We start from the raw sequence: 23,172 nt of genomic DNA on the forward strand, positions 1-23,172 counted from the left end.
CCGGAACCGGCCGACGGAACCGGGCATCACCGTGTCCCGACCGCAGCCCGGGCCTGCCCTTCAGTCGCTGGAGAGCGGTCTGCTTACGACTTGGTCCGCGATTGAGGTTTGGACGTGCTGGCCTGGGGGTCGGCTGGTGGTTGATCAGCAGGCGGCCTGCCGGGCGCGCACGAGCTCGGTGCTCGGCTTGCGGCGGGTCGGTCGACGAGCCGAACGGTCCGAAACCAATGAAGCGATCGCCGGTGGGTCGCGGCGTAGTCCTCGCGTGGGCCGGTGTAGCGCTGGAGCGGGCACCACTGCCGCAATTCGGCGTTGGCGTGCTCGACGCAGATCCGCTGCGAGGACTGCCGTCGGCGCATCTCCCGCCAGGCATACTGCTCGCCGAGCGGCGCGTCGCCCTTCGGCTTCTTCGGAGGGGCGCTGATTTGGTCAGGGAACTCGTTGGCCAGCCCCCGGTACCCCTCGTCGACTTCGGCCGTCACCTTCGGGTGGAGCCGGAACTGCTCGATACCCTCGGTGCGCATCGCGGTCTGGTCGTGCATGCGGCCTGGGCGGTCCGCACCCGACCACAGCAGACGGCCTTGGCCGTCGCTGATGGTGGTGGTCTTGATGGTGTTCTGCTTCTTCTTGCCGGAGACGAAGGCCCGCCGTCCGGGCCTGCCTGCCTTCGGGCGGCGAACCCGGGTCTCGGCGCCGTCGATCCGCAACCGGATCCCCGCGGCCTCGGCGTAGGCGAACACGTCCGCCAGGGTCCGAAGTCGCACGCCGGAGTGGTCGGGGACTGCGAAGCCACGCATGGCCAGCAACGGGCGGATCTCCCCGATGGCGCGGGAGATCGTGGAGCGGGCGATGCCGTACAGCTCGGCGAGCGCGGCGTGCGGGAGTCCGGTGCGTAGGTGGACCAGGGTGACGAGCAGGCGGTCGGTGAAGACCAGGTCGTGCTTCGGGCCGGCACCGGCCTCCCGCTGCCGCTCGGCACCGCGCCGCTCACGAAGCTCCGACTCGCGCCGGGCGAGCCACAGATCGGCCAACTCTTCGATCACATCGCCGAGATGTGCACGCGAGACGCCGCAGAAGGCAGGATGGGTCAAGGCCGCACGGGCCCACTTCTTGGTCACACTGGAAGAACCCGTGCGGCCACTGCCACGTCACGGCTGCCCGCCGATGATCAATGGGTGTGGCTCTTCAGCTGGAATTGTCCGAGCTGGGAACTTCCCTGCAGAAGGGCAAACGCAGCGCAGAAGGGCAAAGGCAGCCGGCGAAGCATCGGCCCGAGCATCAGGGCCTCAGCAGTCCGCCCACCCACCAGTCGTGTGGCTTGCCATCGTTGGCGATGCTGCGATTGCGCAGTGTCCCTTCGACGGTGAAGCCGAGTTTCTCGGCGACGGCACGCGAGCGGGTGTTCCCGGCCATGGCCCACCACTCGATGCGGTGCACGTCGAGCGTGGCCCAGCCCCAGTTGCACAGGGCCCGAGCGGCCTCAACCGAGTACCCGCGTCCGCGCTGATCTTTGACCGCCCAGTAACCGAGCTCCCAGACGCCGCGGCTGATGAGGGTCAGGCAGTACGAGCCGACCAGGGCGCCGGTGTCCTTGCGGAACGCGCCGAGGGTGTAGTCCTTGTCCTCGGACCACTGGGCGGGCAGCTCCTCGCCGACGAGCTTCTCCGCGTCCGCACGACGGTACGGCACCGGCACCGGGGTGTAGAACTGGATGTCTTCGTCCTGGCAGGCTTCGTACACCGCATCCACGTCGGTAGGTGTGAAGGCCCGCAGCAGCAGACGGTCGGTCTCGAGAGTCACTGGATCCATCGCGGCAGTATGACCACCATCAACAAGCGGCGACCAGCGAATATCCCGACCGAGCACCGCCACCACAACACCCCGGGCTGGTCAACGCTCGTCGCAACACCCCAGATCAGCTGCCCCCGAGACGGAGCTACACCCACCATCAATCGCGGACCGAGCCGTTAGCCGGGTGTCTCCGTGAGCCAGCTGTGCACGCAGACCTCGGGGTACGTCGTTCGCATCCAGGTGCAGAGGCCGAAACGATCACACGCTCGGATCGTTGTCGGAATATGAATCACACCACGCGTGGTCTCGCCTTCATCGTCCTGATGGCCACAGCCGCCCTACTCACAGTTCCCTCCGCGCATGCCATGGATCACATGTCCGGGGGTGCGAGCGTCTCCGACACCTGTGGTGGCACCCTGCTTGCGGATTACCTCGCCACAGCCGACGGCACTGCTGACACTGCATTCGCCGGCACACTGACCGTAGGCGGAGGCGCCTCGCCCATCGCCATGACACTCACTCCGCTGGCCTCCGCAGGGGCGATCCCCAACGGCCTTGTCCGCACGGGGTTCTTCCACCCGGCCATCTCAGCTGACGCGGTAACCTCCGCCCCGAGTCTGCTGGAGGACATCTCCGGGAGGAGCCGGATCCGGTTCGAGACCCCGTGGGGTCCGACACTCGCCACGGCCGGATGCACCGGTGCCACGACCCGGGTCACCACGCTGACCGGCGGCATCACGTTTCGTGGGGTTGCCTACGATTACGTCCTCACCCGCGCGTGAGTACTTGTGCAACAGGCACGTACTCGCACGGTCGGCCGTGACCACGACTGCCGCCACCCGTTGGTCAGCGCACCACCGGCTCCCTCAGCCGCTACGTTCACCGCGTTCAGCCACGTGATCGTTCTGACAGTCCTTTCCGGGCCAAGCGTTTACTCCGCGGCGACGGCCCGTACCGGAGTCCGCGCACTCTGCGGCCTGTTCTGGCCGTCGGAGCGCTCGCCGTGGGCGGCACATCGGCCGCTTCGGCTTACGCTGCCGCACCGGCCTCAGCACGCGGGGCAGGTGGACGTGAAGGCACTCGACCGCGACCTGGTGGCCGGTTTCTCCAAGCCGGTGGGCAGGGACATCGGCAAAGTCCGCTTGCCCTTTGCCGGCTCGCGGGGGATCTCCGGTCGGCGGATTCCGCTCCGCCCATCGCCCAGACCTCCGGGTGTCGCGTGCGCGAAGCCCGCTGCGTGCGGTGCTGCGCCGCTAGGCTCGTGACCGGTCCGGCCCGGTGCGTCTTGCCGAGTCACGCTTCCGGCACGCCGACGGGGCGTTCCCGATGTTGCTCGACATCGTGTGCCGCCTGCCGCGGTCCGTCGCGTACGGGCCCCCCTGCCGCGCCGTACTCCCTGGGCGCGGTGCGCCGAGCATTGCGGGCTCTCGAGTTGATCGCCGTGAGCCCCGCACTCCGGACACCCGGGCTCGGCGTCGCGCCTCGCCCGAAGGGCCAGCCCGCACACAGAAAGAGGCCTGATCATGCAGCTCACCGTCCTCGGCGCCACGGGCCCCATCGGCCAGCAGGTACTCCAGCAGGCCCTCGCAGCCGGGCACCGGGTCACCGCACTGGTCCGTGACGCGGCGCGGCTGCCGCAGCGCGACGAGGAACGCGTCACCGTCGTCATCGGCGACGCCGCCTCCGCCGCGGACGTCGAAGCGGCTGCTCGGGGCAGCCAGGCCCTCATCTGCGCCCTGGGACCGGGCAAGGATTACAAGTCCACTCTCGCCACCCGCACCGCCGGTCCCGTCCTGGAGGCCATGGCCACGGCCGGCGTGGAGCGTCTCGTCTGGCTGTCGGCTCTCGGCTCGGGTGACACCGCCCGGCGCCAGTCCCTCTTCCAGGCCGCGGCGTCGAAACTCGTGATGGGCAAGCTCATGGCGGACAAGGGCATGTCCGATGAGACCATCGCCCGCAGCGACCGCGCCTGGACCATCGCCCTGCCCGTTATGTTCGCCAACGGCCAGACCACGGGCGACTACGAGACGATCCCGCTGGACGGAACCCAAGGACGCGTCGGCGGGAGGATCGACCGTGCCGACGTCGCGGACTTCCTGCTCTCCGCCGCGACCAGCGGCCTATGGGTCCGCCGCCGTGTCATCCTCACTCGCTGAGCCGTCGGGTGGCCGGATCGCCCGGGCCGACGCCTCAGAGGCCGGCGGCACACGCATCCAGGATCGCGCCGAGCAGTTCGCGCGAGGGATGCGCCCCGCTCTGCCGGTCACAGCCGTTCGCTGATGGCCGCGACCGGGACGGTGGCTTCGTACCGGACCGCGAGTTCGTCGAACCGGGTGGCCGCTGCCCGGCCCCGCCGACGGCGGTGGCCGGCCTGGTCGGCCGGCTCCGGGATCAGGCAGCGGATCTCCGACGCCGCAAATACGCACGGTTGGCCCTCGAGGATACGCCTTGTCGCCGCGGACCCACAACGGACGGACACGGGTACGGCAGGACGGCCCCGACGCGTCATTTGGTCCAGATGTCCAGCAGTTGGTTCGCCGCACGGAAATTGTCGGGTGAATCCACGTTGCACACGACGGTGACGGCTGTGTTGCGGTCCGGGCTCACCTTGAAGGTGCTGTGAAACCCCTCCCAGTCGCCGCGATGCACCAGGCTCTTGTCGGGGAGAAGGAGGACTCCGGCCCCGTACCGCCCTTCTTCGATGCCGCGCTGGCGCAGGACGTCGCCCACACTCACCGCTCCCTCCGTGACTCCGGTGAGCAGTTTCGTCCCGCCGATGCGCCCGGTGCGGTAGTTGTCGGCCCAGCGGACGAATTCCCCAGGGGTGGTCTGGACGGACCCGTCTCCGTACTGTTTCCAGGGGGAGGAATTGGGAGTGAAGGAGCCGTCCTTCTCGTCGTACGACTTTGACTTGCCGGGAACGTCCACCGCCGGGGACAACGTCATGCGCAGGTGCAGTGGGGTGAAGAACTCCTGTTGGAGGAAGGTCGGGAACGGCTTGCCGGTGACCCTCTCGACGACATGTGCCAGGAGCACGTAGTTGGAGTTGGAGTAGGAGAAACGCTTGCCTGGCGGATCCTCCGGCTGTGAGGCGAGGATCGCCGCGATCGCTTCCTTCTGGCCGGCGGGATCCGTCAGCTTGATGCCCTTGGCCTCCAGCAGATCCTGGTAGTCGGTGATGCCGCTGGTGTGACGCATCAGGTCGCCCAGTGTGACGTTCCGCGTCCAGGCGGGCGGGTTGTCGAGGAAGTCGGACAAAGGGTCGTTCAGTGCGAGTTGGTGTCGCCCGGCCAACAGAAGGACGGCGTCTGCGGTGAATTGCTTGGAGTTGGATGCCATGTCGAAGACCGTCTTCGCGGTGATGGCGCGCCCGGTCGTGAGATCGGCTTTCCCCCTCCCCGCCTCCCAGACAACGCTTCCCCGTTTGCCGACGGCTGCCGCGCAGCCCGGGCCATCAGGAGAAGGCACCAGCTCCTGGAGAACATCTGCGCTGCGCTTCTCGCGGTCATCGCCGGTCGAGTACGCCTGCGGGCTTGCGATTCCGGCCAGTACGACCACGACCACGGCTCCCCCGGCGGTGCACAACGACGCCATCCGATTCACGGACACCACCTTCTTTCTCTGCCTGGAACGAGGTCGGGTCAGGGGGCGATGTCGAACTCGCCCGACAGGGCGAGGGTGTGGATGTCGCTGCTGGTGACGTCCCGGATCGAGCGCGGGCCGACGGGGACGTCCCAGGCCGCGCCGTAGGCGAGGCCGTGGGAGATCCGGCCGAAGGTCTGCGGTCCTCACGTCCCGGTCGGTTCAGACCGCGGTCGATCGCCATCTTCGCCTCCCCCGCGGCGTCGTCGCCGGGCCCGCCGGCGAGCCACACGATCGGGTCGGGTTTCGGGTTGTCGGCCGCCGCCGGGACGATCGCGAAACCCAGGGTGATCTTCCGGCTGTCCGTCTTGGCTCGGTTCTCGGGCACGGTGAGCGCTGCGCACCGCGCCCCTTTCAGCGCGGCTATCGGTTCCGGCGTCGTCGGCCAGGGGCCCGGCTCGAAGCGGGCGTCGCCCACGGCGCGGGCGACCGTGCCGCTCGCTCCACCCGGCGTCTCCTCCTGCGTGCTCGCGGGTGCCGCGAGCAGGCCGGTGACGAGGATTTCCGTCGCCGCTGCGTCCGGCCTGGTACGCAGCCGTCGTGCGCGTGACCGTGCCATCGGCCCTCCCGGTCACTTCGGGGTGATCGTGAACGGCTCCCACCTCAAGCCCGCCACGCAGCCGGTGTCGGGCGCGGACGGACGGGTGAGGAAGGACGCCAGCACCTTCTGGGCGCACGGCGACTGCGGGACCACCCAGTGCCCGATGCCGGGGATCTGCACGGTGGTCGAGCTGGGCAGCGTACGGGCCGTCTTCTGCGCCCAGCTCGCCCCGGTCTTCATGTCGAACGTCCCGTTGAGGAAGAGCGTCGGCACCGCGCTGACGGGGGCCACCCGCTGCGTGGCGCTGCGGTCCGGGACGTTCCAGACACGGCACACCTGGTCCTGGAACGCCAGCTGAGGCGCCTGGGCCAGGACCGATTCCGGCCAGTCAGGGAACGCGCGGCGGCCCGCGTTCAGTACGTCGGACGCCGAGTGACCCGGCACCCACTCACTGCACACCACCGAATTCGTCAGACCGTGGGCGGTCTGGCCGATGACCTGGACCGAGCCGGCCGCGCGGGCCCGGGCGAAGCGCTCCGGACGTCCGCGGCCGAGTTCCTCGATCGCCGCAGGGACGTCGACGAGCGGAATCGCCTTGGCGACCAGCACGTTCACCAGTGCGCCGCCGTCGAGGACGACCTTCACCGGGTCTCCGCCCTGCGGCGGCCGGACGTTCAGCGTCAGCGGCCGGGCCTCCAGCTTGCGCACCTGCTCGTTCAGGGTGCGCTCGAGGTCCGGGTAGCGGCTCTTGCAACGGGGCTCCGCCGCGCAGGCCTTGTAGAGGTGGTCGAGGCCCTCCTGCGCGCTGGCCCAGGCGAACGGCAGGGAGACGGACTGTGCAGGGGCGGCCGAGTCGAGCGCCACCGCGCGGACCCCCTGGGGGTGCAGGCGCAGGTAGGTCAGGGCCAGGTTGCTGCCGTAGGAGTGGCCGTAGACGTTCCACTGCTTGATGCCGAGTGCCGTGCGCAGGTCGGCGAAGTCGGCGGCGTTCTCGGTGCTGTTGTAGGCGCTCAGGTCGGTCCCGTCAGCTGTCAGGCGGTCCCGGCACTGCTTCACCGCTTCGAGCATGAGCCGCTCCGTCTGCGGTGCGTAGGAGGGGAGCCCCACGGACCGGGCGTAGAAGCGGTCCAGCTCCGGGCAGGCGAGGTTGGGCTTGTCGTAGAGATTGCCGCGCTGGGCCATGACGATCAGTTCGCGGTCCCGGTTCAGGCCGGAGTCGACCAGGAACGGGATGTCGTCGAAGGTCTCGCCACCGGGGCCGCCCGACATGAACACCACGGGGTCCTGGGCGGGCTTCGCCGAGGCGGCCGGGATGACCGCCACCGCCAGCTGGATGGTCCGGCCGCCGGGACGTGCACGGTTCTCCGGGACCTCCAGGACACCGCACCGGGCGGTGGCCAGCGCTTCGATCGGCTCAGGTGTCTTGGGGCAAGGACCCGGCACGAAGCGTGACCCGGCGGCCGTGCCGAGCCCGGTGACATCGGTGTGCGGTGGTGCGGCGCCCGCCTGTGTCGGGCCGAGGGCTGCCAGGAGGGCCAGAGCGGCCCCTGCAGCCGGCGCCCCGATGTGGAAGCTGTGCTCTGCCATGTGATCCCGGTCCTCTGCCGATCGACGGCTCCCCCGCCGGGCGATGCCGTGGCGGTGTGGGCGGAACGCACGAAATCAACGCTACCGGGTGGTCGGAAGACGCGCACGAGGACGGGAGGCGGCAACCGGTCCTCGCGGCCGCCCGGCCGCGGTTCGCTGCTGTCTCCGACCGTCGCCGGATGCAGATGGCTGGTCACCGGGTGTTGCAGTCCAGACACAGTGGTCTTCGTGCGGGCGGGGGCAGCCGTGGCGCACGGTCCGAGACCCGCGACTGCGGAGGTGCGGGCGAGGCCGAGGCGAGCTGGATGTGCTCGCGCTCGCACGACGCGGACCGAGGTGCATCATGATCCACATGACGTACACAGCGCCCTCCCCCGCCACCGAAACCTCCCCTTCCGCACGCGCCTTCCCGCCCACCGGCCGTCGCGTGCTCGTCAGCGGTGCCTCGCGCGGGCTCGGCCGTGCGCTCGCTCAGGCGTTCGCCGCCAATGGCGACCTGGTAGCCGTCCACTTCGGCTCACGGCGCGAGGAAGCCGAGGAAACCCTCGACTCCCTGGTCGGGACGGGGCACGTGCTCGCCGGAGGCGACCTGTCCACCCCGGACGGTGCGCACGCCGTCGCCGAGGCGTCGGTCGCAGGACTCTGCGGGCTGGACGTGCTCGTCAACAACGCCGCCGTGAACCTCCCGCACCCGCTCGCCACCACCTCGTACGAGGACTGGTCGGCCGCCTGGCAGAGTCACGTGTCCGTCAACCTCCTCGCGACGGCGAATCTCAGCCACCTCGCGGCTTGCCGGATGATCGGGCAGGGCGGCGGTGGCCGGATCGTCAATGTCGGCTCGCGCGGGGCCTTCCGTGGCGAGCCCGACCATCCGGCCTACGGGGCGACGAAGGCGGCGGTGCACGCGCTGGGTCAGTCCCTCGCCGTGCACCTCGCCCCCTACGGAATCGGCGTCGCCTCCGTCGCACCCGGGTTCTTCGAGACGGAGCGGGTCGCGCACCGGCTGAGCGGGGCGGAGGGCGAGGCGATCCGCGCCCAGAGCCCGTTCGGGCGGGTGGCATCGGCGGAGGAGATCGCGGCGGCCGTGCTGTGGCTGGCCTCACCGGTGGCCGAATGGGCCTCGGGTACGGTTCTGGACCTCAACGGGGCCTCATACCTGCGTACGTGAGGCAGCCGCCCAGGCGCCGCCGTATTGATGCACGCGACCACAACGCCGGCGCCATGCCGGCGGGCGCGCTGGTCGGGCAGTCCTCCAGTCGTAAAACGCTTGACTTCAACCATGCTTGAGGTCTGACGATGATCCACATGAGCCCAGAATCCACATCCCACGCGGCAGACATCGAAGCGATCAACCGGCTCGTCGCGACCGTCGAGCACTCCCAGCAGAACAAGGACCCCGAGGAGTTCCTCCGCCTCTTCCACCCGGACGCGATCTGGACGACGGCCCACGGCAAGGTCCTCATCGGCCTCGACGCGATCTCGGAGTTCACCCGCAAGGTCCTCCCCGCGGCGAGCTGGGACGGCAAGGTCACCTACGAGGTGGTCCACGTACTCTTCATCCGCCCCGACGTCGCGGCGGTCAAGGTCCGTCAGCGATACCTGGCCCCGGGCGAGGAGAGCGAGGGCGCCCCGCTGTACGTGATCTCGAAGCAAGCCGACGGCCGTTGGCTGCTGACCGCCTGCCAGAACACGGGGGTCGTCCCCGGCTAGGGCGTGCTGGAAGGCCGCCACAGCCTGTTCGGTAATGGTCTTAGCCCTTATGGGCTTCTACGTTCTGGTGCTGGAACCGGCGGAACTGGACCTGGCGTTCGTGTCGGATGAGGCACAGGGGGCGGGGGTCGGCCGGCTCCTCGTGGAGCACGTGATCGACCAGGCGAGGAGAGCGGGCCTGGCCCAAGTGCGTGTCGTGCCGCACCTTCCGGCCGGGCAGTTCCACCGGCGTCTGGGTGCCGAGCCGGTGGGGAAGGTTCCTCCCTCACCGCCGAAGGTGACCTGGGAACGCCCGGAACTGCGATTCGCCATAGTTGACCGCAAGGCCGGACACGCGGACGTCACAGCCACTGGATGACCCGACCGCACCGGTGGGCCGGCCTCGCTCATGTTCACCGCGGGGCCGGCCCGGCCTGAGGTCTCCCGTGCCCACCCCTGCGGGTCTGGCGGAGTGACAGCAGGTCAGGTCAGGTCAGATCAGGTCAGGGCGGCGATCACTTCCTTCGCCGCCCGCTCCCCCTCGGTCGCCCCGCCTTCCATGAAGCCCTGGAAATCGTAGCTGCAGTGCTCGCCACCGATGTGGATCCGGCCCTGCGCGGTGCCCTCGTACTTGGCGTACTTGTGCAGGTATCCGGTCGGCCAGTACGAGTACGCGCCGAGCGAGTACGGGTTGCGGTGCCAGGCAGACAGCTGCGCCCGACCGGTCCAGGCCGTCTTGGTGCCGGGGAAGAAGGAGTCGATCCCGGTGAGCATCCGGTCCGCGAGGGCGCGTACGTAGGGGTCGGAATCGGTGGCGAAAGGGCTGCCCGGGGTGAGCGAGCCGGCCAGGCTGCCGCCGCCGTACTGGAGGAGGATGCCCCCGTTGCCCGGCTGCACCCTGGTGGTGTCCCAGGTCTGCTGGACATCGGTGTCGGTGAAACAGTCGCCCGCGGAGACCCCCGGCCAAGGGCCGGTGCCGCGCCAGGGGCGGCTGGTGAACTGCATGTTGAGCTTGGTGCAGTAGCCCATGCGGGCGTCCCGCAGGAGGTTCTTCATCAACGGGTCGAAGCCGGCCGTGGTGATGTCGATCCGCTGGAGGATCGGCAGCGGCAGGCACAGGACGGTGTGATCGGCCACGACCGTGCGGGTGGCGCCCGCGTCGTTGAAGGTCAGCGTCTGGGTGCCGTCGGCCGAGACACGTACGGCGACCAGCTCGCGGCCCATGACGAGCGATCCGGCGGGCAGGGCCTGGGCCATGGCGTTCGGCAGCTGGTCGTTGCCGCCGGTGATGTGGTAGCGCTCGTTGGACAGGCCCCAGACGTTGAAGTTGCCCGGGTTGGGCTGGTAGCCCATCAGCAGGACGAGCGCCAAGGCCGACTGCTGGTCGGTGTCGGCCCCGTACTCGACGTTGTACGCCACGTCGATGAAGCGGCCGAGCTGCGAGCCGTGCCCGCCGGGGATCCGGGTCTCGATCCACTCGTACAGGGTCATGTTGTCGAGCGCGGTCCCAGCCGGGGTCGATGAGTTCCAGGAGACCTCGCCGGCCGCCTGGAGGTCCCGGTGCAGCGCCTGGTAGACGGCCTTGAAGTCCTCGTCGGCCTGGGTGCGCGGATAGTAGACCCCGTTGAACCGGAGGACTTCCTCGGCGCCGTTCGGCCCGCCGCCGAGGAAGTCCTCGACGGGCAGATTGAAGCGGCGGCACAGTTCCAGGATCTTCTTGTGGCTGGTGTCGATCAGCTCGCCGCCGATCTCGGAGGTCTGCCCGTACGCCCACAGGGAGCGCTGGCTCCACATCCGGCCTCCGACACGGCTCGGATTGGCTTCGTACAGCGTGCAGGCGACGCCCGCGTCCTTGAGGGTGAGGGCTGCGGTCAGCCCCGAGATTCCGGCGCCCACGACGGCCACGCGGGCGGGTGTGACGGGCTTCTTCTCGGGCAGGGCCTCCACAGCGTGGGCACTCGCGGAGGCGCCCGCCGCCGAGGCGACGGCGGCGCCGAGCCCGAGGGCGGCGGCCCGGCCGAGGAGCTGGCGGCGGGTGGAGCCGCGGACCTCGGCGACGGGCAGGCCGAGCCGGCGGGCGGCGGCGTGTTCGGCGGCGAGCCGGCGGAGCTCGTGCATCAGCGGCGTACGGGCCATGGTTGTGGCTCCTCGTCAGATGGTCGCGGCGGAGGGGGTGGGGGTGTCGGTGCGCTCGTCGGTGCGTTCGGCCGCGTCCTCCAGGACGACGCGGCCGATGACCGTGTAGCGCTCGGGGGCCTTGTACTTGAGCCACAGGCCGAGTCCGAGGCCCCCGAAGAAGACGACCCCGACGATCCACGGGATCAGCGTGAAGAAGAACGAGTCGGCGGCCAGCCCGGCTGCCGTCCGCATGTTGACCAGCAGCAGGACGACCACGGCGGCCATGGCGATGCCGCCTGCCAGCGGAGCCGTGAAGGTACGGAACCAGTGGCGGTCCTCGGGGTGGTTCTTGCGGAAGTAGCCGATCACGGCGAAGGAGCACAGGGTCTGGACGATGAGGATCGCCATCGTGCCGAGGATCGCGAGCAGCGTGTACAGGTGGATGTACGGGTCCTGTCCGGTCAGCCAGAACAGTGCGACCAGGCCGGTGGCGATGGCTGTCTGCACCACGGAGGAGACGTACGGGGACCCGTGCTTGGCGTGCGTACGGCCGAGGCCCGGGTGCAGGAAGCCCTCGCGGCCGATGGCGTAGAGGTAGCGGGCGGCGCACTGGTGGAAGGCCATGCCGCAGGCGAAGGAGCCGGTGAGCAGCAGCCACTGGAAGGCGTCCACGGCCCAGCCGCCGATGAAGGTCCGGGTGGGCGCGAAGAACAGGTCGAGCGGGCTCGCGGCGGCGGAGAGCTCCACCGACTCGGCCAGGCCGTTACCCGCGATGGTCATCCAGGAGACGTAGATGTAGAAGAGGCCGACGCCTATCACCGAGATCAGGGTGGCCTTGGGGATGACCCGCTTCGGGTCTCGGGATTCCTCCCCGTACATGGCGGTGGATTCGAAGCCGACCCAGGACCAGAAGGCGAAGAAGAGCCCGAGTCCGGCAGAGGTGCCGGTGAAGGCGTTCTTCGGGTTCACGGGCTCGAGCGGGATCCCGTCCGGGCCGCCGCCCGCGACCAGTACGGCGGTGGCGACGGCGAACAGCACGGCGATCTCGGCGACGAGCATCACCCCCAGCGCCTTGGCGGTGAGGTTGATGTCGAAGTGCGCGAGGACGGCGGTGATCGCCAGCATGGCGGCCGCGTAGACGATCCAGGGCAGGTCGATGCCGAGTTGGTCATGGACGGTGGTCTTGGCGAAGTAGGAGAAGACACCGACGATCGACGCCTCGAAGACGATGTAGGCGAGGACCGCGAGCATGCCGGAGGCCATGCCTGCGATCCGGCCGAGGCCGTGTGAGATGTACCCGTAGAAGGCGCCGGCCGCGGTGATCCGCTTGGCCATGGCGACGTAGCCGACGGCGAAGACGGTCAGCACGGCGGTCGCGAAAAGGTAGCCGGCGGGGGCGCCGGTCCCGTTGCCGAAGCCCACGGCGATGGGGAGGTTCCCGGTCATCGCGGTGATGGGGGCGGCGGTGGCGACGGCCATGAAGACGACGCCCACCAGGCCGACCGAATTGGCTTTGAGCCGCTGCACCTGGGGTGCGCCGCCGCCCGTGCCGGTATCCGTGCTCATAGCTCCTCGTTCCTGTCGTGAGGGCGCTCACTCTCACCCCGCGTGACGTACGCCACAATCGGCAGTCGGCCCGATAATCTCGTTGCAGATACGACGAGTTGTCGAGTCGGACGGGGATGGAGCGATCCCCGTAACCGCCCGGTGATGCGCAGGAAAAACTGATGGGCACGCCAATCGGCCCTCTGGGGAGTGAAGTCGGGCTCCTGGAGGGGAGATTGCCGTCCAGGAACCTCGTTCCGATCAGACACCGATCGGCGTAGGGGTGTTACTCGGGAGCCGGCATCGCCTTCCACGTACCCAGCGGCGTACTCCGGAGTCTGCAACAGGCCGGAAACCGGTTCTGGGCTGTAGGCCACGTACTCACGCGTGGTCCTGACGAGGTCGAGGACAGGTCACCGGCCGCCGCTCAGAGCAGTGCCTCCAGCCTGATGGGCAGGTCTGTCAGGCGTTTGCCGGTGGCGTTGAACACTGCGTTCCCGATGGCGGCCTGCACTCCCACGATGGTGATCTCGCCCAGCCCCTTGACCCCGATGGGATCCGCCAGGGGGTCCACGGTGTCGATGAACGCCTGCTGGAGGGGGTGCAGTCGGCCGCCGTGCGAGAGGCCCTCGATCGTGGTGACGCGCGCGCCGTTGTGCATGACGGCGAAGGTGAGGCAGGAGTTCACCCTGCGGTCGTCGACCAGGACCGTGCACGCCCCGCAGGCTCCCTGGTCGCAGCCCTTCTTCGTGCCGGGCAGCCCCAGGTGCTCCCGCAGGAGGTCGAGGAGCGAGGCTCTGTTGTCCACCACCGCGGACCGCCGCTCCCCGTTCACGGTCAGCCCGACCGTCGACGTGGTGCCGGCCGCCGCCGGGGCCGGGCCCGGGGAACCGCCGTACGCACGCCCGGAAACCGGCAGGGGCAGCCCCACGGCAGCCGTCGACATCACCAGGAATCGCCGTCGGCCCACGGCGGACGCACCGCCGAACCCACCTGGCATGAACCACGCCTTCCGGTGACCGGGACCGCAGGGTCCACGCCGACGACCGCGCACCTCAAGCAGGGCACGGGAGGGCGCACTCGACCGCCCATGTGAACACTCAGAGGGAATGGATGGCCACGCACTGTAGCAGTGGAGGTCGGGGCGTCGTCCCGTGGGCCTCGCCAGAGGTGGCGAAAGCGGCGATGGAGGCCGAATCCGCCAGGTCGAGACAGGCGACGCACAGGTCCCGGTTGCCCGTCGGTGCGCCGAGGTCCCCGGGCGTGCGCGACCTGCCGGTACGAGATGGACCGCAGGAGCAGCAGCGCCTTCCCCTGGCCCGACTCCCCCAACCGCCGACCGCACCCGTCGTGTTGCCTTGGGCCGCGGCCCCCGCCATCACCCCGGGTCCGCGACGAACAGCCGCCGCCCCTCCTGGGGCCGGAAGAAGCACGCCCGGGCGGATCAGGGCTCGATGACCAGACGCTCGATCAGGTCGCCGCAGAGGCTGAACTGATAGCGCAGGTCGACACTGCCTCCGGGGAAGTTGCCTTCGAGGTGATGTGTGGCGACGTAGTGGGTCGGATCGGTCTGCTGCGTTTCGGTGAGTTCGATGGTGTAGGTGAATTCAGTGGCGGAGCGGTTCAGCCACTGTTCGATTGCAGCGGCGCCCTGGTACGTCCTGCCGTCGTCGGTCACGGTGGCGTCGCTCGTGAAGGCGGCGGCAGCAGTCGCGGTGTCGTGGTCGTGGTGGGCCCGCAGGTAGCGGGTGATCGTCTTGGGCAAGTTGCTCGGGGCGATGGTGTGGGGCTGATGGCTCGGCATGACAGTCCTCTTTGCTGTGTGGCTGTGTGGCTGTGTGGCTGTGGGGGCTCAGACGGTGGGGGTGGTGCCGCCGTCGATCACGTGCTCGGCGCCGACGATGGCCGAGGCGCGGTCGGAGACGAGGAACGCGACGAGTTCAGCGACTTCCTCGGGCCGGTTGGGGCGGCCGAGGGGAATGCCGCCGAGCGAGTCCATGAGCCGGTCCAGGGCGGCTTCCCGGGTAACGTCGGCCTCCTGGGCGATCCTGGCGACCAGGTCGTCTGCGGCGCTGGTCTGGATGAATCCCGGCGAGACGGTGTTGACGCGCACGCCGTGCGGGGCGACCTCGTTGGCCAGGCCCTTGCTGTAGGTGGTCAGTGCCGCTTTGGCTGCCGCATAGGCCAGGGTGCCGTTCCACAGTGGCATGCGGCGCTGGATCGAGGTGACGTGCAGGATCACGCCCCTACCGCTCGTGATCATGCCGGGCAGAAGGCCGCGGTCCAAGCGGACCGCGGCCAGCAGATTCACGTTGAGCTCCTTGGCCCAGTCCGCCTCGCCGAGCGCCGCGAATCCGCCGGCCGGCGCCTCGGAGCCGCCGAGGGTGTGGACGATGACGTCGACACCTCCCAGGCGAGCCTCCACTTCGGCGATCGCCCGGTCGACGCCATCGGCGGTCGACAGGTCGGCGGCGATGAAGGTCTCTTCCTCGACCTCCTCGGGGCGGCTGCGGCCGGTGACGAGCACGTCGGCGCCGGCGCCGGCGAGCCGTCGGGCGATGGCGGCTCCGGTGCCCTTGGTGCCGCCGGTGACCAGGGCACGGCGGCCTTCGAGTGATTCGCTGATGGGGCCGGTCATGGCGTCTCCCGATCCTTGGTGCGCGCGTACGGCGCGACGCCCATTACTGCTAAAATAAAAGCCACTAACTTCGACTTTAGCAGTAACCGAGGGGATGGTCACCGTGGCGAGCCGCATCAGGCTGGAGGACCGGGAGTGCCCGCTGTCCACGACGGTGGAACACGTCGGCGAATGGTGGACGCTGCTGATCCTCCACGACGCCTTCGACGGCTACACCCGCTTCGATCAGTTCCAGGAGAACCTGGGCATCTCCTCGAGCATGCTCACGGCCCGCCTGAAGACCCTCGTGACGGACGGCTTGCTGGAGCGTCGCCCCTACCAGACCAACCCGGTCCGCCACGAGTACGTACTGACCGATCTCGGGCGCTCCCTGCGCCCGGTGATCGTCGCCCTGGCCGCGTGGGGCAATTCCCGGCTGGAGCCGCACGCACGCAGCATGATTCTCGTCGACGCGGAAAGCGGCGAAGAGGTCCAGCCCGTAGTCGTCGACGCCGGGACCGGCCGCCGACTCGACGACAGCCGTGCCTACGTCTTCGCAGCGGGCCCGGCGGCCAGCGACGCCATGCGCAGCCGCTACGCCCACAGGCGACCAGTACCAGCGGTCCCGACTACGGAACCTTCCACGTAGCCGTCGGGGCCGGCGCTACATGATCCGATCCCCACTCATCAACGCATCACCAGGCCGCCGTCGACCGTGAGCACCTGGCCCGTCAGCGCCGCCGCGTCCTCGCCGACGAGCATCGCCACCACAGCTGCGGTGTCGTCCGGAGTGAGCGGCCGGCGCAGCGCCTGGCGGGCCACGACCTCCTCGAACTCCTCCGCCGGCACGACGCCGGTAGCCGGAGTGCGCGTCAGCCCCGGGGCCACGGCCATGACTGCGATCCCGTGGCCGCCGAGCCCGATGGCGAGGGCGTGCGTCATGCCGATCAAGGCCCCTTTGGACGCCACGTACGCGAGCATGTGCGCGCCGGGGGGACGCCAGAACGTGTTGGACACGATGAAGACCACCCTGCCGAAGCCCGCTCACGCATCCCCGGTGCGAACGCCTGGGTGAGCAGGAGCGCCGAATCCACATTCACTGCCTGGACCTGACGCCACAGGTCGAGTTCGAAGTCCTCGAACGGTCCGAAGGCGACCATGGCGGCCGAGTGGACCAGAACATCGCACCTGCCGTAGCGGTCCAGCACCAGCTGCGCGGCCCGGCGCACATCGGCCGGATCGCCCAGATCGACCGGGACATCGCCCGTGCGGTCGAGCACGACCACGGTGTGATCGACCGCAAGCCGCGCGGCGATCGCGCCGCCGATGGCACCAGCGCCGCCGGTCACGACCGCGACCCGCTGGCTCCCGAAGGCCTCAGTAGACGCGGTAGACACTGCTCAGCACTCCTCTCGATCGCGTCGGCCGTCGCCTCGACACTCGCCTTCTCCGGCTCGTCGGGATCGACCTCCGGAAGGCCGACGTGCTCGTGGTGCGTCACCGGTGTTCGTTCAGGCCCTCGGCGATGAGGGAGACGCCGATACCCAGCATCCAGATGTCCTTGGCCAGGACGGTTCCCTGCTCGGTCGGGCGCAGGCTGCCTTCCTGCCGCATCCCCGGTGTACGCAGGTAAAGCCCGAGGGTGCCAACGGTGAATGCGGTGAGCGCGACCCCGGCGACAGCGGCAGGGACGACCGGCAGGAGCAGTGTGGTGGCAATGGCAAGCTCCCCGGCAGAGAGCAGCCGTACGAACTTCTGGGCGTTGTACTTGCCCAGGAACGGGTAGGTCGTGGCGGCGAACTGCTGCAACCTCTCGGCGCCGGCCTCGTCCGATCCAAGTTTCGCAAGTCCGGAGTTCAGGAAGAAGGCGCCAACCGTGAGCCTGAGCGGAAGTTGCCGTGCCGCGGAACATCGTGCCCAACCGCATGCCATGCCGAGCCTCCCAACATTGGCCCCGGATACCACCCTGCCATCCGTTCGAAGCATGTCAAACGGGGGCCGTTTCTCCCGCAACCGGTCCCGGAGCCCCGGACCAGGTCAGTGCAGGTGAAGCTGCCCCGGGTGGCGCGGACGCGGGACCGGCCCCCGCCATGGCCGGGGCGCGTCCGGCTGTCATCCGGCGCGGCCCGCGGCCTCCGGCCCGGCGTCGAGTGCGGCCAGGACCCGGTCGGGGGTCAAGGGCAGTTCCCGCAGCCGCCGGCCGGTGGCCTGGCAGACGGCGTTGCCGATCGCCGCGGCGGTGCCGACGATGCCGATCTCCCCGATGCCCTTGCTGCCCATCGGGTTGAGGTGCTTGTCGTGCTCGTCGATCCAGTGGGCCTCGACGGCGGGGACGTCGGCGTTCACCGGCACGTGGTAGGCGGCCAGGTCCCGCTCCGCGAAGTCGCCGAACGCCGGGTCCAGACCGCTGTGCTCGGTCAGCGCCATGCCCAGACCCATCACCATCGCCCCGATGAACTGGCTGCGGGCGGTGCGCGGGTTGAGAATGCGGCCGGCGGCGAAGACGCCGAGCAGCCTGCGGACGCGCACCTCACCCGTGACGGTGTCGGCCTGGACCTCGGCGAAGAGTGCCCCGAACGAGTGGCGCGCGTACGGGGACTTCTGCTTCGCCGACTGGGTGGTGTCGGCGGACGCGGAGAGCCCGGCGGCGGGCAGCGGCCCCTGGTGCCCGGCCAGCCGGGCGGTCAACGCGGTGCACGCGTCGTGCACCGCCCAGCCCCAGGACGCCGTTCCGGTGGAGCCGCCGGCGACGGGGCCGGGGGGCAGCGCGCTGTTGCCGATGGCCAGTGAGACGGAGTCGAGCGGGACGTGCAGGGCGTCGGCGGCGATCTGCGCCAGGACCGTCCGGGCACCGGTGCCGATGTCGGTGGCGTTGACCTCGACCAGGTAGCTCCCGTCGGGGCGGGCGTGGGCTCGGGCGCCCGAAGGAGCGATGTAGACGGGGTAGGTGGCGGCGGCCACACCGGTCCCGATGAGGAGCGGCCCCTCGCGGCGTGCCGGCCGGCGGCCGGCCCAGCCGAACCGGCGTGCGCCGTCGCGCAGGCACTCCACGAGGTGGCGGCTGCTGAACGGGCGGCCGCTGTCGGGCTCGGTGGCCGGGTCGTTGCGCACGCGCAGCTCTACGGGGTCCATGCCGAGGGCGTCGGCCAGCTCGTCCATCGCCGACTCCAGGGCGTACATGCCGGGAGTTTCGCCGGGGGCACGCATCCAGGAGGGCGTGGGCACGTCGAGCGCAGTGACGCGGTGGGTGGTGCGGCTGTTCTGGACGGCGTACATCACCCGGGCGGGCACGGCGGCCTGTTCGACGAACTCGCGGATCTGCGAGGTGTGCGTGGTGACCTCGTGGGTGAGGGCGGTGAGGGTGCCGTCGGGGCGGGCGCCGAGCCGGAGGTGGTGCAGGGTGGGCGCGCGGTGTCCGACTGTGGCGGCCATGTGCTGTCGGGGCAGGGACAGCGTGACGGGGCGTCCGCAGTGCCGACTGGCCATCACGGCGAGGACGACGTGGGGGCGCGGTGTGCCCTTGGAGCCGAATCCGCCGCCCACGTGCTCGGCCAAGACGGTGATCTGGTCCTCCGGCAGCCGGAACAGCCCTGCCAGGACGTTGCGCACCAGCGTGGTGCCCTGGCAGGAGTCGTACACGGTGAGGTGGCCGCGTTCGGCGTCCCAGTCGGCGGTGGCGGCGTGCGGCTCCATGGCGTGGTTGTGCAGCGGCGGAACCGCGTAGCGGACGTCGACGCGTACGGGCGCGTCGGCGAACGCCGCGTCGGGGTCGCCCTGTTCGCGGTGCGCGGGGTAGCCGCCGTTGACCTCGTCGGGGGTGTACAGGCCCGGGTGGCCTTCGCGCAGGGTGACGTCGTGCGGCTCGCTTTCGTACGTGACGCGCACGGCGTCGGCGGCGGCCCGCGCCCCCTCGAGGCTGTCGGCGATGGCCAGCGCCACGTACCAGCCGCGGTGCGGCACCCGCAGGTCCTGCAGGAGTTGCAGGGTGGGGTCGTCGGAGGGGCCCAGGCGGGGGGCGTCGTAGGGGGTGAGGACGCTCAGTACGCCGGGCAGGGCCAGGGCCTCGGCGGTGTCGACGGCGGTGATCCGGCCGCGGGCAACGGTCGCGGGCACCGGCCAGGCGTAGGCCCGCAGGGGCAGGTGCTGTTCGGCGGCGTAGCGGGCGGCGCCGGTCACCTTCTCCCGGCCTTCGCGCCGCGGGACGGAGGCGCCGAGAGCGGCGGCGGAGGAGGCGGTGGCGGTGGCGGATGCGAGGGTGGCGGAGGTCGGGCTCATCGTGGTCCTGTTCCTGGTCGGTGGCGCCGCTACGGCGTGGCGGGGGAACCGGGGTGCGTGCCGGCCAGCTCGGCGATGGCGTCGCAGGCGAGGTTGCGGGCGAGCGGGATCTTGTACGCGTTGTCGCGCAGGGACCTCGCCTGGGCGAGTTCGGCGTCGACGGCCGCGCGGACGGCGTCGGGGTGCGGTACGGCGCCGGTCAGCCGGGCCTCGGCGGTGGTCGCACGCCAGGGCCGGTGGGCGAGGCCGCCGAAGGCGAGGGCGACCCGGCGCACGCGGCCGTCGTCGAGGTCGAGGACGACGGCGACCGAAGCGAGGGCGAAGGCGTACGAGGCGCGTTCGCGGGCTTTGCGGTAGAGGGAGACGGCGCCCGGCGCGCCGGCGGGCAGGATCACCGCCGTGATGATCTCCCCCGGGCGGATGACGGTGTCCTGCTCGGGCCGGTCCGCGGGCAGCCGGTGGAACTCGGCGGCCGCGACGGTCCGGGTGGTGCCCGCCTCGCCGTACAGCTCGACTTCGGCGTCCAGCGCGGCGAGGGCCACGGCCATGTCGGAGGGGTGGGTGGCGATGCAGTGCTCGGAGTGTCCGAGTACCGCGTGGTCGCGGTGGACGCCGTCGCGGGCCCCGCAGCCGCTGCCGGGTTCGCGCTTGTTGCAGGGCTTGGAGAGGTCCTGGAAGTAGCCGCAGCGGGTGCGCTGGAGCAGGTTTCCGCCGGTGGTGGCGACGTTGCGCAGCTGGCCGGAGGCGCCGGAGAGCAGCGCCCGGCTGAGGAGCGGGTAGCGGGTGCGCACCAGCGGGTCGGCGGCCAGGTCGCTGTTGCGGACCGTGGCGCCGACGCGCAAGCCGCCGTCGGGGAGTTCGCGGATCTCATCCAGCGGGAGACGGGAGACGTCGATGAGGGCGCTGGGGGTCTCGACGCCCAGTTTCATCAGGTCCACGAGGTTGGTGCCGCCACCGAGATAGCGGGAGCCGGGGTGGGCGGCGTAGGCGTCTGCCGCCTCCTGGAGGCTGGTGGCGCGTACGTAGGCGAAGGGTTTCATGCGGTCACCTCCGCACCGGTAGCGGTGGCCGCGGCGTCGGCTCCCGCGTCGGCGACGGCTCGGACGATCGCGGGGTAGGCGCCGCAGCGGCAGAGGTTCCCGCTGAGCCGTTCCCTGATCTCCTCGGCGGTCAGCACGGCGGCGCCGGACGCCGCCGGGGCCGAGGCGGCGGTGACGTGCGAGGGGTGGCCGGCGGCGGCTTCCCGGAGCGCACCGACCGCGGAGCAGAGCTGGCCGGGGGTGCAGTAGCCGCACTGGAAGGCGTCGTGCTCCATGAAGGCGCGCTGGAGCGGGTGGAGGGCGCCTTCGGGGCCGGCCAGGCCCTCGACGGTGGTGATCTCACCGCCGTCGAGGGCCACGGCGAGGAGCAGGCAGCTGTTGGCGCGCCGGCCGTCCACCAGGACGGTGCAGGCACCGCACTGCCCGTGGTCGCAGCCCTTCTTGGCGCCGGTCAGGTCCAGGTGCTCGCGCAGGGCGTCGAGCAGCGTGACCCGGTGGTCCAGGTCGAGGTCGTGGTGCACACCGTTGACGCGGAGGGTCACACGGGAGCGGGCGGTCCCGGCGGGCGCTTGGTCCGGCGGGCGCGGCGCCGGTCCGGGGCCGCCATCGGGTGCACGCCGGTGGGTGGGCGGGTCGGTTGCGTGAGCCACAACGAGCTCCCTTGACGTCCGTTTGGGGAGGGAATATCCCTTCGAGTGCCCAGCCTGGCCCCTCGCACGCCCGAGCGCGCCGCACGCCCCCGCCGGCCTCCCCCGTACGGCGCACGGCCGGGTGTCCACGGCACAGCGCGGCAGGACGCGCCCCATGGTGCGAATCGGGTACACGATGACGTACGGGCATGAGCCAGAATCGCTGCCGGGAACGGCAAGAGGCCGCCCCTTATCTCCGGGGGCGGCCGCCTGCTCCAACGAGTCAATGCGCCTGCGTCAGGCACTCATGATGGGTCTGTCTATAGGATGCCTCCCGTTGCGGTCATGCTGATGAAAGTTCCGTTGCCCGGGTAGGGAATCTCAGGCGGGTGCCGCGACCGACAGCCGTCCGCCGGTCATCCAGATGCGCGACATCGCATCTGCCAGGGCGGGAAATCGGGCGGCCTCGCAGATCATTTCCGAGAGCACGAGCATTCCGTGTGCGGTGCACTTCGGATCGCGGTTCCGGTGCAGCCAGATCACCGCGTTGCCCAGGGGCTTGCGCCCCAGGAAGATGCCCAGACGCCGCACGGCGGCGGCCGTCTCCAGGTCGGAGCGGCCTCCACCGAACGGCAGGACTTCGGTTCGGCGGATCCCCGGTGGCGCGACGGAGTCCTGCACATGGCGGACGCATGCTTCCGGCGGGGCTTGTCCGTTCTCGAAAGTATTACGGAATCCGACGATGCGCATGCCCGTGTTGTGTAGGTGGAGCTCGATGTAGAGCTCGATGGACAGGCCTCTCAGCTGAATGTGCAGCGGCAGGTGAGCTATTTCTCCCGGCCGTCGCGAGGCCCCGCCGAAAAAGCCCTGAGCATCCTCTGCCCTCGACCGGATGGTCGACGTCAGGAGCCGATACTCATCCGCTGATGCGTGCGCCGGAGAAAACGACACGGGTTTCAGCATGGCCGCCCGCATCAGGGGAGGCCGCCGGAGATCGGCCTTCCGTGAAGTAATCTGACCGCGATCGGTTCGATCCTGCTGCATTCACGCATGCGTATCCACCGCCTTCGACGTCATCCCCATCGCAGGGTCCGGATCGGTCCCGTCCTTTGTAGTCGCCTTGATGGCGGCCGGGTAAATAGTTGGCCTCTGATGCTAAGAATTGAGCACGTGATTCCGGTAGCCGGACCCGCCCCGGACACGAAGCTGCCCGATGTCCGCTCCGGAGACCCGGGACCGCTGCCAGGTCGCAGGTGAGCCGGGCTGCCGGGCTGCCGGGCCACAGGGCAGGAACAGCGGGCTCGGTGTCGAGGTTGTCTGAGACTACGGCCAGCGGCCTGCCCGCCTCAGGCCAAACGTCACTCCATGTCAATACAGTCATCCCTACGAGCAAGAGAACGTCGACCGACCGCATCGGAGAAGCCATGGCGATCACCCTGCTCAGCATCGCCATAGTGGTGGCCGCCCTCGTCATCAGGACGGCAGTCGCCGAAGTCCGCCAGCCCGGCAGCGGACGCAAGCAGTGGAGGTTCCTCACCGACCCACGAGCCCTCGCCACCGGAGCCCTCACCGCCCTGCTGCTCGGCCTCCTCGCCTGGACCACAGCGGGACCCGTCGCAGCGGCCTGGGCCGTGCTCGCCGGCGCGCTCGTCGCCTACGTAGTCGGTACCGACGAACGTGACGACTGACCAACGGATC

General features: G+C 70.1%; 21 protein-coding genes and 2 pseudogenes. 7 read left to right on the forward strand and 16 right to left on the reverse strand.

Features of this window, described 5'->3' with window-relative positions; genetic code table 11:
* Positions 1-83: 83 nt before the first annotated feature.
* Both ACZ5WG_RS34905 and ACZ5WG_RS34910 read right to left on the reverse strand, forming a co-directional pair.
* A complete protein-coding gene (locus ACZ5WG_RS34905) occupies positions 84-1,118 on the reverse strand; it encodes a transposase (RefSeq protein WP_468728499.1) in 1,035 nt (344 codons plus the stop codon).
* 160 nt (positions 1,119-1,278) lie between these two features.
* Complete coding sequence (locus ACZ5WG_RS34910; RefSeq protein ID WP_468728500.1) at positions 1,279-1,809, reverse strand: GNAT family N-acetyltransferase; 531 nt, start codon at positions 1,807-1,809, stop codon at positions 1,279-1,281.
* 266 nt (positions 1,810-2,075) lie between these two features.
* Between ACZ5WG_RS34910 and ACZ5WG_RS34915 the strand changes: the two genes are divergently transcribed.
* On the forward strand, positions 2,076-2,573 hold the full coding sequence (locus ACZ5WG_RS34915) for a hypothetical protein (RefSeq protein WP_468728502.1): 498 nt from the start codon (positions 2,076-2,078) through the stop codon (positions 2,571-2,573).
* A gap of 741 nt (positions 2,574-3,314) precedes the next feature.
* Complete coding sequence (locus ACZ5WG_RS34920; protein ID WP_468728503.1) at positions 3,315-3,947, forward strand: NAD(P)-dependent oxidoreductase; 633 nt, start codon at positions 3,315-3,317, stop codon at positions 3,945-3,947.
* Between the two features lie 349 nt (positions 3,948-4,296).
* Here ACZ5WG_RS34920 and ACZ5WG_RS34925 read toward each other — a convergent pair whose 3' ends face one another.
* Positions 4,297-5,349: a serine hydrolase domain-containing protein gene (locus ACZ5WG_RS34925; RefSeq protein WP_468728505.1), complete on the reverse strand. Its 1,053-nt coding sequence runs from the start codon at positions 5,347-5,349 to the stop codon at positions 4,297-4,299.
* A 655-nt stretch (positions 5,350-6,004) separates the two neighbouring features.
* Positions 6,005-7,561, reverse strand: coding sequence for an alpha/beta fold hydrolase (locus ACZ5WG_RS34930; protein WP_468728506.1), 1,557 nt, complete (start codon positions 7,559-7,561; stop codon positions 6,005-6,007).
* A 352-nt stretch (positions 7,562-7,913) separates the two neighbouring features.
* Between ACZ5WG_RS34930 and ACZ5WG_RS34935 the strand changes: the two genes are divergently transcribed.
* The 3 genes from ACZ5WG_RS34935 to ACZ5WG_RS34945 all read left to right on the forward strand — a co-directional run bounded on the left by ACZ5WG_RS34935 (position 7,914) and on the right by ACZ5WG_RS34945 (position 9,629).
* Complete coding sequence (locus ACZ5WG_RS34935; protein WP_468728507.1) at positions 7,914-8,729, forward strand: SDR family NAD(P)-dependent oxidoreductase; 816 nt, start codon at positions 7,914-7,916, stop codon at positions 8,727-8,729.
* A gap of 128 nt (positions 8,730-8,857) precedes the next feature.
* The gene (locus ACZ5WG_RS34940) at positions 8,858-9,271 is read left to right on the forward strand and encodes an SgcJ/EcaC family oxidoreductase (RefSeq protein ID WP_468728509.1); all 414 of its coding nucleotides are present in this window, start codon (positions 8,858-8,860) and stop codon (positions 9,269-9,271) included.
* A 34-nt stretch (positions 9,272-9,305) separates the two neighbouring features.
* The gene (locus ACZ5WG_RS34945; RefSeq protein WP_468728510.1) at positions 9,306-9,629 is read left to right on the forward strand and encodes a GNAT family N-acetyltransferase; all 324 of its coding nucleotides are present in this window, start codon (positions 9,306-9,308) and stop codon (positions 9,627-9,629) included.
* Positions 9,630-9,748: 119 nt separating this feature from the next.
* Here ACZ5WG_RS34945 and ACZ5WG_RS34950 read toward each other — a convergent pair whose 3' ends face one another.
* From ACZ5WG_RS34950 to ACZ5WG_RS34975, 6 genes and pseudogenes are all read right to left on the reverse strand, one after another.
* Entirely contained in the window at positions 9,749-11,386 is a 1,638-nt protein-coding gene (locus ACZ5WG_RS34950; RefSeq protein ID WP_468728512.1) for a flavin monoamine oxidase family protein, read from the reverse strand.
* Between the two features lie 15 nt (positions 11,387-11,401).
* Complete coding sequence (locus ACZ5WG_RS34955; RefSeq protein ID WP_468728513.1) at positions 11,402-12,934, reverse strand: APC family permease; 1,533 nt, start codon at positions 12,932-12,934, stop codon at positions 11,402-11,404.
* A pseudogene (locus tag ACZ5WG_RS34960) lies at positions 12,931-13,305 on the reverse strand (hypothetical protein); the annotation flags it as partial. The gene ACZ5WG_RS34955 and the pseudogene ACZ5WG_RS34960, both read right to left, overlap by 4 nt.
* A gap of 35 nt (positions 13,306-13,340) precedes the next feature.
* Positions 13,341-13,913 (reverse strand): (2Fe-2S)-binding protein, encoded by a 573-nt coding sequence (locus ACZ5WG_RS34965; protein ID WP_468728515.1) that lies wholly within the window; start codon positions 13,911-13,913, stop codon positions 13,341-13,343.
* A 444-nt stretch (positions 13,914-14,357) separates the two neighbouring features.
* A complete protein-coding gene (locus ACZ5WG_RS34970) occupies positions 14,358-14,717 on the reverse strand; it encodes a nuclear transport factor 2 family protein (protein WP_468728516.1) in 360 nt (119 codons plus the stop codon).
* Positions 14,718-14,765: 48 nt separating this feature from the next.
* Positions 14,766-15,551, reverse strand: coding sequence for an SDR family oxidoreductase (locus ACZ5WG_RS34975; RefSeq protein ID WP_468728517.1), 786 nt, complete (start codon positions 15,549-15,551; stop codon positions 14,766-14,768).
* Positions 15,552-15,645: 94 nt separating this feature from the next.
* Between ACZ5WG_RS34975 and ACZ5WG_RS34980 the strand changes: the two genes are divergently transcribed.
* On the forward strand, positions 15,646-16,179 hold the full coding sequence (locus ACZ5WG_RS34980; RefSeq protein WP_468728519.1) for a winged helix-turn-helix transcriptional regulator: 534 nt from the start codon (positions 15,646-15,648) through the stop codon (positions 16,177-16,179).
* A 38-nt stretch (positions 16,180-16,217) separates the two neighbouring features.
* On the opposite strand, the pseudogene ACZ5WG_RS34985 reads toward ACZ5WG_RS34980, so the two are convergent.
* The 6 genes and pseudogenes from ACZ5WG_RS34985 to ACZ5WG_RS35010 all read right to left on the reverse strand — a co-directional run.
* Positions 16,218-16,735: pseudogene (locus ACZ5WG_RS34985) on the reverse strand (SDR family NAD(P)-dependent oxidoreductase); the annotation flags it as partial.
* Positions 16,736-17,027: 292 nt separating this feature from the next.
* Complete coding sequence (locus tag ACZ5WG_RS34990; RefSeq protein ID WP_468728520.1) at positions 17,028-17,462, reverse strand: MauE/DoxX family redox-associated membrane protein; 435 nt, start codon at positions 17,460-17,462, stop codon at positions 17,028-17,030.
* 180 nt (positions 17,463-17,642) lie between these two features.
* On the reverse strand, positions 17,643-19,805 hold the full coding sequence (locus ACZ5WG_RS34995; RefSeq protein WP_468728521.1) for a xanthine dehydrogenase family protein molybdopterin-binding subunit: 2,163 nt from the start codon (positions 19,803-19,805) through the stop codon (positions 17,643-17,645).
* 29 nt (positions 19,806-19,834) lie between these two features.
* The gene (locus tag ACZ5WG_RS35000) at positions 19,835-20,845 is read right to left on the reverse strand and encodes an FAD binding domain-containing protein (protein WP_468728522.1); all 1,011 of its coding nucleotides are present in this window, start codon (positions 20,843-20,845) and stop codon (positions 19,835-19,837) included.
* On the reverse strand, positions 20,842-21,495 hold the full coding sequence (locus ACZ5WG_RS35005) for a 2Fe-2S iron-sulfur cluster-binding protein (protein WP_468728524.1): 654 nt from the start codon (positions 21,493-21,495) through the stop codon (positions 20,842-20,844). The genes ACZ5WG_RS35000 and ACZ5WG_RS35005 overlap by 4 nt, the downstream gene beginning before the upstream one ends.
* A gap of 360 nt (positions 21,496-21,855) precedes the next feature.
* Positions 21,856-22,518: a ribosome-inactivating family protein gene (locus ACZ5WG_RS35010; RefSeq protein WP_468728525.1), complete on the reverse strand. Its 663-nt coding sequence runs from the start codon at positions 22,516-22,518 to the stop codon at positions 21,856-21,858.
* Positions 22,519-22,898: 380 nt separating this feature from the next.
* Between ACZ5WG_RS35010 and ACZ5WG_RS35015 the strand changes: the two genes are divergently transcribed.
* Entirely contained in the window at positions 22,899-23,162 is a 264-nt protein-coding gene (locus ACZ5WG_RS35015; RefSeq protein ID WP_468728526.1) for a hypothetical protein, read from the forward strand.
* Positions 23,163-23,172: the final 10 nt, after the last annotated feature.

The sequence above is a fragment of the Streptomyces sp. NPDC032745 genome, assembly GCF_055579465.1.

Coding starts and splice junctions, on each gene's coding strand:
- ACZ5WG_RS34910 (WP_468728500.1), bottom strand. CDS start 1,809: ATGGATCCAGTGACTCTCGAGACCGACCGTCTGCTGCTGCGGGCCTTC.
- ACZ5WG_RS34915 (WP_468728502.1), top strand. CDS start 2,076: ATGAATCACACCACGCGTGGTCTCGCCTTCATCGTCCTGATGGCCACA.
- ACZ5WG_RS34920 (WP_468728503.1), top strand. CDS start 3,315: ATGCAGCTCACCGTCCTCGGCGCCACGGGCCCCATCGGCCAGCAGGTA.
- ACZ5WG_RS34930 (WP_468728506.1), bottom strand. CDS start 7,561: ATGGCAGAGCACAGCTTCCACATCGGGGCGCCGGCTGCAGGGGCCGCT.
- ACZ5WG_RS34935 (WP_468728507.1), top strand. CDS start 7,914: ATGACGTACACAGCGCCCTCCCCCGCCACCGAAACCTCCCCTTCCGCA.
- ACZ5WG_RS34940 (WP_468728509.1), top strand. CDS start 8,858: ATGATCCACATGAGCCCAGAATCCACATCCCACGCGGCAGACATCGAA.
- ACZ5WG_RS34945 (WP_468728510.1), top strand. CDS start 9,306: ATGGTCTTAGCCCTTATGGGCTTCTACGTTCTGGTGCTGGAACCGGCG.
- ACZ5WG_RS34950 (WP_468728512.1), bottom strand. CDS start 11,386: ATGGCCCGTACGCCGCTGATGCACGAGCTCCGCCGGCTCGCCGCCGAA.
- ACZ5WG_RS34955 (WP_468728513.1), bottom strand. CDS start 12,934: ATGAGCACGGATACCGGCACGGGCGGCGGCGCACCCCAGGTGCAGCGG.
- ACZ5WG_RS34965 (WP_468728515.1), bottom strand. CDS start 13,913: ATGCCAGGTGGGTTCGGCGGTGCGTCCGCCGTGGGCCGACGGCGATTC.
- ACZ5WG_RS34970 (WP_468728516.1), bottom strand. CDS start 14,717: ATGCCGAGCCATCAGCCCCACACCATCGCCCCGAGCAACTTGCCCAAG.
- ACZ5WG_RS34975 (WP_468728517.1), bottom strand. CDS start 15,551: ATGACCGGCCCCATCAGCGAATCACTCGAAGGCCGCCGTGCCCTGGTC.
- ACZ5WG_RS34980 (WP_468728519.1), top strand. CDS start 15,646: ATGGTCACCGTGGCGAGCCGCATCAGGCTGGAGGACCGGGAGTGCCCG.
- ACZ5WG_RS34990 (WP_468728520.1), bottom strand. CDS start 17,462: ATGGCATGCGGTTGGGCACGATGTTCCGCGGCACGGCAACTTCCGCTC.
- ACZ5WG_RS34995 (WP_468728521.1), bottom strand. CDS start 19,805: ATGAGCCCGACCTCCGCCACCCTCGCATCCGCCACCGCCACCGCCTCC.
- ACZ5WG_RS35000 (WP_468728522.1), bottom strand. CDS start 20,845: ATGAAACCCTTCGCCTACGTACGCGCCACCAGCCTCCAGGAGGCGGCA.
- ACZ5WG_RS35010 (WP_468728525.1), bottom strand. CDS start 22,518: ATGCAGCAGGATCGAACCGATCGCGGTCAGATTACTTCACGGAAGGCC.
- ACZ5WG_RS35015 (WP_468728526.1), top strand. CDS start 22,899: ATGGCGATCACCCTGCTCAGCATCGCCATAGTGGTGGCCGCCCTCGTC.